Consider the following 7945-nt stretch of genomic DNA (forward strand, 5'->3'; position numbering starts at 1 on the left):
TACTTGATATCGGTACTGACAGAGGTGTGAGCGATCGTGCCGCTGCGGGTTCCTTGGGCTATGCTGTCATCGATCGCACTAACAGTCACATTTTGCGCCACATTCCAATTATTCGGGGTGAAAGTGACAGGTGCGATCACACTAATTTGAGTCCCAGTGTCAAAATTAATCGTGACGTTTGCAGCAGGTGCGCTAGTCAAAACCACGCCGTAGGTAGCCGTTGCACCGCCTTCAGCAATATTTGTACTGCCTGCCGATTGGACAATAGAAATACCGGGACTATCGTTATCTGTAATCGATGCCGTCACATTGGGAATGACTTTCGCGTTATAATTAGCATCGGTACTGGTAGCTGTGTGAGCGATCGTGCCACTGTGGGTTCCTTGTGCTACATTGTCGTCGAGCGCAGTAACAGTGACAGTTTGAGCAACATTCCAATTAGTGTTGTCAAAAGTAAGAGGTGTGGCGATCGGATTAAGTTGATTGTCAGTATTGAAACTGATAGTAACCGGTGCCTTCGGTTCCGAAGTTAGCTGGATTTTGTAACTGCCATTTGCGCCGCCTTCTGTAGCAGTTATGTTCGTAGGTGCAATGCTGAAACCTGCCGTGTCATTATCGGTAATGGCGACGCTAACAGCCCCAATTGTGATGCTGTTATAGTTAGTATCGGTACTGGTAGCTGTATGGGCGATCGCACCTGCATGATTTCCTTCAACTGCATTGTCGTCCACAGCAGCCACTGCAACAGTTTGAGCGACATTCCAATTATTCGCTGTAAAAGTAAGTGCGGTAATTGGTTGAATTTGACTGCCTGTAGCTAAGTTAATCGTAACAGGTGCGATCGGTTGACTATTTAACTGAACAGTGTAACTTCCAGTTGCACCGCCTTCCGTTGCAGTCGTGCTGGCAGGATTAATCGTAATGCCAGGAGTTTCATTATCGCTGTTGCTGGCGCTGACATCATCGGGATTGAGATTGCTGTAATTAATGTCGGTACTGACAGTGGCAGCAGTGACAATATTGTAAGTTTTACTACCATCAGCAATGCTGTCGTCAACACCAGTCAACTTTACTGTTTGCAGTTCATTCCAGTTGGCAGGCGTGAAAGTTAAACTATTGCTAGAAACTGTTCCTTCTGCGGGATTGGAACTGCTCAAATCAATGCTAACATTAGCACTGGGTTGACTGTTAAGTTTAACGGTAAATGTAGCGCTGTCGCCTGCTTCTGTCGTCACTAATCCGCTGGCAGGATTGACGGTGACTCCGGCAGTGTCATCATTACCGATCGTAGTTGTAGCGGTAGCAGCGGTAATAGTCGGAGTCGGGCCGGGCGCAACCGGATTTGACAGAGTAACAGTAATAGTTTCATCCGGTTCAATTATGGCATCGCCCAACACATCTAAAGTAAGAGTTTTCGATGTCTCGCCCGCAGCAAAATTAACCGTACCAGTAATGCTAGTTCCCCCAGAAGTGCCGCCGATATTGTTGTAATCGCTGCTGTTTGTAGCAGTTCCTCCAATTGCATAATTTACACTGCTGGCAGCATCAATCCCGCCGCTGCGAGTCACGGTAAAAGTAACGGGAGTAGTGCCACTGTTGCCTTCGGTGAGGCTGGCAGTACCGACAGCAATGGCGTAATCTATAGCGTCATTGGCCGGAATAGTTAGTGTTGTTTCTTTTGTTGTACCTGCAATCCCATCAGTAATCGTACCAAAGCTGAACACTGCTGTTTCGGCGTTCTCTGCGATATTGTCAGCTTTGACAGTGACAGCAACATTCTGAGTGAGGGTGTTAGTACCTGCGGGGAATGTGAGAGTGGCAGGTGAAAAAGTGTAGTCTGAATCTTGGGTAGCTGTACTGCTGGGGTCGATAACAATTGGTACAACTAGATCGCTGAAGGGAGTGCCGCCGCTGATGGTGACTGGGACATTAACGATGGTATCTGTTGTTCCTTCTGTGCCGCTGTAAGTGGCTGCGCCGAAATTGACCTCAACGGTGGTATTCAGCAGGATGGAGACATCGTTAGAACCGCTATTGGCGGTGGCGAGATCGGGTTTGTTGTCGGCGTTAAAATCTTTGATGGCGATCGCTTTTGGGTTTGTCCCGACAGCATAATTAATGGGGTTATTAAAGGTGCCTTGACCGGTTCCAACTAGGATAGAAACGTTGTTTGATTGATTGTTAGCAACGGCGATATCGAGTTTGCTGTCGGCGTTTAAGTCGGCAACTGCGATCGAGGTCGGACTATCGCCTCCCGCTGCGTAGTTGGTGGCATTGGCAAAGGCACCTTGACCGGTGCCAAGTAGGATGGAAATGTTGTTAGAAACGCTGTTGGTGATGGCAAGATCGAGGATGTTGTCACCGTTAAAGTCTTCTGCTGCAATGGATGTTGGATTAGTGCCAACTGCATAATTTACCGGGATTGAAAATCTGTCTGCACCAGCGCCTCCCGTGTTGAGTAGGATGGAAACGTTGTTAGAAGCACTGCTAGTGATGGCAAGATCGAGGCTGCCATCGCCGTTAAAGTCTCTCGCTGCGATCGCCGTTGGATTTGTCCCCACCTGAGATGTATATTCAGGAGTAAAAAAGTTACCTTGAGCGTTTTTTAATCCGATGACAACGCGGCCGTTAACATCTGCTACAACTATGTCTGATAAGTTGTCTGCGTTAAAATCGCCTACACCGATCGCACTGAGTCGATTTTCCCCGGCACTAAAGGAAATGGAATTGCCAAAAGTACCTTGACCTGTTCCTGGTAAAATGTAAACGTAACCATTAGGAAATTCTCCACCAGACCAGCTAGTTAGGGCTAGGTCAAGAAAATTATCATTGTTAAAAATACCCGCTACGATTGGAGTGTAACTAGACGATTGATTCACGTTGGCAGGAGTGTCAAATCCTCCTTGACTGTTCCCTATTAACATGGAAACAGCCGTTCCGCCGATCGCTAAGTCTGGGATATTGTCGTTATTAAAGTTTTCGGCAGTCAGGGATTGGGGATTTGTGCCGACAGGAAAGTTGGTTGCGGAACTGAAAGTAGACATGATTAATTTACCGATTAGTTAACAACAGTAATCTTTGATGTTTCGAGTTGTGAAACTGATGCAAATCGCACCTAAGTTGCTGGCATCAGTGTCCCGACGATCGCAAGTACAAACAGGCTGCCTCCCACAGCGATAGTTACTATATTCCATACCGAAAATCTATCGTTAGGATTGTGGTTTGGGGCTGCTAAACTGTTCAGTTCATTCACAATCTCTTGAACAGGAAGCAAAACTATTACAGATAAAAAACTAACTAGCCAGTATGGGTCTGGCAGTCGGGCACACAGCGCAAGCCCAAACCAAGCAAGAGTCAGCAAGAATGGACTAAAGTTGGCATCAATACCGCGCAATTTAGCCCTATTTCTAATTTTCGTAATCAATGAATAACAAAAAATACCGTTGAAAACAGCTCTCCAAAATGGGCTAATGTCGTCTCCTGTTGCGGCTTTGAATAGCTGCCAGTTTTTGTAAAACCAAAAAATTTGATAGAGGCCCAAGGTTACTAGGGACATCACGAACAACTTGAAACGAGAAACAGGAAAAAACATTGGTTGTGAATCTTCGTTGTTCATATCAAAAACCTCATGGGTGGATACACTACTACTCGATCGGGACTTATACCCAATGCGGTCGATTATCAGGTCGATGGTAGGGGCGGGTTCACCAACAATATCTGCTAATAGACAATTTCAAAAACCCGCCCCGGCCGCGATCGTACTGTCGAATATCGGGGCGGGTTTACAGAATCTCTCGTTTCTCTTAAAGATATCCGCGAACCCGCCCCTACAGGAATTATGGTCGATTAACCGGACATCATATCAGTCCTATTGCTATTAGATTGAGCCAAAATTTGCGACACCGATCGCACTTGCCGTCACACCATTCAGAGATGCTAAAATCTCTCCGGTTGCGGACAAGCGGATGAATGTTGAACTGTTTTCTTGAGTAATTGACAATTGCGAGAAAGTCAGACCATTACCCAAAACTAACAAGTCTTTACCAACTTCAAAGTCAGTAATAGTATCAGTACCGGAATTGGTAGATAGCAAGAATTTATCTACCCCATTCCCTCCCGTCAAACTATCACTTCCCAAACCGCCATTCAGCAAATCGTCACCGCGATTGCCAAACAAGACATCATCACCGCTACTGCCGAGTAAAGTATCGTTACCTTTGCCGCCGAAAAGAGTGTCATTCCCCACCGCACCATCGAGGGAATCATTACCCCTCAGACCCAGCAAAACATTATTTGGACTGTCGCCAGTCAGGGTATCATCGCCATTTGTACCGAGAATTCGATCGGGGGAATTGCTGCCCAAATCTGCGTCGCCGGTGACAACAGGAGTTGCAATCCCAGCAGGTAATATCACAGCTTGAATTTTGGTATCTAAAGCAGCACCAGTATTCTCAGTAACTACCTGGGAAATTGTCTTAGTTCCCGCACCAACTTCTTTGAAGTCTTGAGTAGTTGGGCCCAAAGCTACTTGTTGGACGCGGGCAAGTGATTCAGGAATTGATGTTCCTGTTGGGTTGGAGACAGCAGAATCAATGCGCTGATTGGCTGTTGCCATTACAGTCGCAGCTTGCGAGGTAATTGAGGTAACTTTTTGACTGTTGAAACTGGGGTCAATCTGCTGAATTTTCGCGGCACTTTGCTGAATGATTGGTTCTAAAGCGAGTGCGTTGCTGAGGTTTAAAACAGTGCCGGATTGAATTTGACTCGTAATTGAACTGACAACAGCTTTGACAATTTCGTTAGTAGCTGCACTGGAAGCACCGTCAATCAAAGCGCTAGTTTGAGTGATGAAGTTTTGGACTTTCACCATTGCTGCTAAGACTTGGACGCCGCCCGGTTCGTTGTTGTTGGTGGCGCCGATGGGGTCGAAATCGGTGATGTCAACATCAGCGGGAATCGCCAGAGAAGATTTGACAAGAGATTGCGCTGTTTCCGGTGCAACTCCTTTGTCGATTAAGTCAGCGACTAAGCTGGTTAAGAGGGTGACAACAGTAGAATCCGGTGGTGCGGTGACTGGTGTTTCTAGGGGTAAGCCGGTGGCGGTGTCAGTGCCTCCAAAAGCAACTAAATTACCTTCTGATGAATCAATTTCCCCATTTTGATTTTTGTCGAAAGTCTCGAAGGGAATATCAAGATCGTATTCACCGTTGGAGTCAGTAGTAGTTGATGGCTCTCCGGCATCGAGGACACCGTTTTTGTTGGCATCTAAGAAGAGAGTCGCACCGGAGATATAACCGTCAATGACAGCACCATACTTGGATAGTTTCATTAAAATGACATCACTTGCAGTTGCACCCCATGTGTCCGTTGCTGTTAATTTAATTTCCAAATTTCGGGGCCCTGGAATTGTTCCTTGGAAGGTGCGGGTATTCTGGTTGAAAGTCAGCCAATACGGTAAAGCTTCACCGTTTTTTAAAGTGGCTGAGTAGGTGAGGCTATCTCCCGGATCGGGATCTGTGAAAGTGTTTGTCGGAAAGGTGTATTTGAAGTTCCTTCCATAGCTGACTCGCAAGTTCTGGAAATGCCACGGAGTTGTATTCGGGCCGTAGTTTAACAGTGGCGGGTGATTGCCAACAATACCTTGACCCAAAGCCAGCACATCAACGCGCTTGTAATTAAAACCAGTACGGGTAACGTTATCGTCTTCGTCGTCGCCGTCATTGATAGTGACACCGGTTGATTTCAAAAGGTCGGCGAACTCGGTTGGTGTTAGTCGGCGGCCAAATTTTTGCTGTGCTAACTGTTGGGCTAATACTGCGATACCACCAATGTGGGCTGTAGCTTGACTGCTACCGTGATAGGTGCTTAAACCGCCATCTTTGTCAGCCCCGGTGATAGGTGCCCCCGGAGCAAAAATTGTGGTTAATGTCCCATTACGCTGAGAAAATGGAGCAATGCGATCGGCAGCAGTGGTATTAGCAGTTACTAAATTATTAGTGCTATTATCCTTATTTGCAAAATAATTTCCCAAAGAGGAACTACCTATATCCGAATTGTATACCGCGCTAACCGATAGCGAATTCGGATCGGCTGAAGGGTAGTTTACACCTGGAGGATTCTGGTAATGGAAGTAACGGTTGCCGGATGAAGAGGCAACAATTATATTCTTCGCGGCCAATGCTGCCAGTTCATCTCCTATACCGTAGAGTGAAGTAGGACTGGTAAAACTTTCACCGCTGCCGAATGCCATATTAACGCTGGCAATGTTGTAAGCATCTGCATTTTGCAATACCCACTGCAAGGCTTGTTCAACATACGGAAACTTATTAATTTCGTCTGAACTACCAGCAGGTATAGTATCCTTTCTGATTTTGAGGTCGATAATCTTAGCCCCTGGTGCCATCCCGGTATAGGTTGGGTCTTGGGAGGCAATAATGCTGGCAATGTTCGATCCGTGTCCGTCTTGGTCGCTAGCATCCGCGTCGCCATCGGCAAAATCGTAGTTATAAACGATGCGATCGCTAATGCCGTTTGAGTCGCTGTCAGGGCCAAAGAATGGGTGGTTTAAGTCGATGCCACTATCTAATATCGCTACAGAGAAACCGCGGCCGTCGATACCGGAAAAACCGGGTGTGGCGCGGAATTTGTCGAGATTTATTTGTGCATTGGATACACTGGCAGAGACCAACCGACCCTTTGGGTCGTTTCCGCCGTCAAAACCATAGGAATATGATGCGTCCGAGAAGCTATTAGCGCTCGGCGAACTGAATATATTAGTCTGGACGCTTCTGACAAGATTGTTGATGCCACTAATCGGAGTAAAACGCGGTGTGGCGAGGACATTATTGGCGAGGAAGTTGTTATTGATGTTGCCCGAAGAATTTCCAGTAGTTCCAGTCGTTGAAGTGGGCTGCGAAGTTGTAGCTGTGGAGGCAGGGCCTTCATATCCTGTGGTTGTGATACCGGCAAGGCGAGGCAAAGCAGACAAGTTTAAAGTGTATGGAGTCTCCGCACTATTAACTGAAGAAACTCGAATGCTGTAAGTGCCGTGTTCCAAAATCCGGTTTATTGACTTTGAAGTAGTGCCGGAGTTTTGGGCTGTTGTAATGACATTTTGATTGCTGTCCAGCAATTCAAGCTTAACATCTTCATTCACGCCATCGACTGATAAATTGAAGTCATTGTTAGCTCCTAAAGTGAATTTGTAGTAATCTGGATAATTACTACTCACTGCATCAGTATAGTTTCTGAGATTAGAAGTTGCATTGATTTTGAGGGATGTACTTGGAGTGTTTCCAGCTAAGTCTGTTGCTGGGGAATTGTTGGTAACAGCGACATCGGCTGCATTTAACCCGGAGTATTTGCTATCCGGACTAACAGCAGGGGCAGTAACAATTGTGTAAGCTTTATTGCCGTCAACAATGTTGTCGTTAACACCTGTCACTGTTACTGTCTGCGTTGAATTCCAGTTACCAGAATTGAATGTCAGCGATACAGGTGAAACTATTCCTTCTGCTGTATTGGAACTTCCTAAATCTATTTTGACATCAGCAGTAGGTGGGCTGTTGAGTGTGACATCAAATGTTGCTGTTCCCCCTGATTCTGTCGTGATTAATCCACTTACAGGATTAACGGTAATTCCAGCAGGTGTTGGGGCTGGTGTTGGGGTTGGTGTAGGAGGTGTTGGAGGGGTTGGAGGTGTGGGAGTAGGAGGTGTAGGGGTTGGAGGTGTGGGAGTAGGAGGTGTAGGGGTAGGAGGTGTGGGAGTAGGAGGTGTGGGAGTAGGAGGTGTTGGAGTAGGAGGTGTTGGAGTAGGAGGTGTTGGAGTAGGAGGTGTTGGGGTAGGAGGTGTGGGAGTAGGAGGTGTTGGAGTAGGAGGTGTGGGAGTAGGAGGTGTGGGAGTAGGAGGTGTGGGAGTAGGAGGTGTGGGAGTAGGAGGTGTTGG

At 46.8% G+C, this 7945-nt stretch carries 3 protein-coding genes; all 3 read right to left on the reverse strand.

Translation table 11 applies throughout. From position 1 onward, the window contains the following. Nucleotides 1–3044, reverse strand: a 3044-nt coding sequence (locus tag QUB12_RS35895) for an FG-GAP-like repeat-containing protein (RefSeq protein WP_333310889.1), incomplete at its 3' end; no start/stop codon positions are given. A gap of 71 nt (nt 3045–3115) precedes the next feature. Beyond that, nucleotides 3116–3616 (reverse strand): hypothetical protein, encoded by a 501-nt coding sequence (locus tag QUB12_RS35900; protein ID WP_333147929.1) that lies wholly within the window; start codon nt 3614–3616, stop codon nt 3116–3118. Between the two features lie 261 nt (nt 3617–3877). Continuing rightward, nucleotides 3878–7945 (reverse strand): S8 family serine peptidase (locus tag QUB12_RS35905; RefSeq protein ID WP_333310891.1); only part of this gene is annotated, 4068 nt, incomplete at its 5' end.

The organism is Microcoleus sp. B7-D4, from assembly GCF_036705125.1.
GTDB lineage: Bacteria > Cyanobacteriota > Cyanobacteriia > Cyanobacteriales > Microcoleaceae > Microcoleus.

What these genes read in the sequence shown, in the direction of transcription:
- QUB12_RS35900 (WP_333147929.1), bottom strand. Translation starts at nt 3,616, where the DNA reads ATGAACAACGAAGATTCACAACCAATGTTTTTTCCTGTTTCTCGTTTC.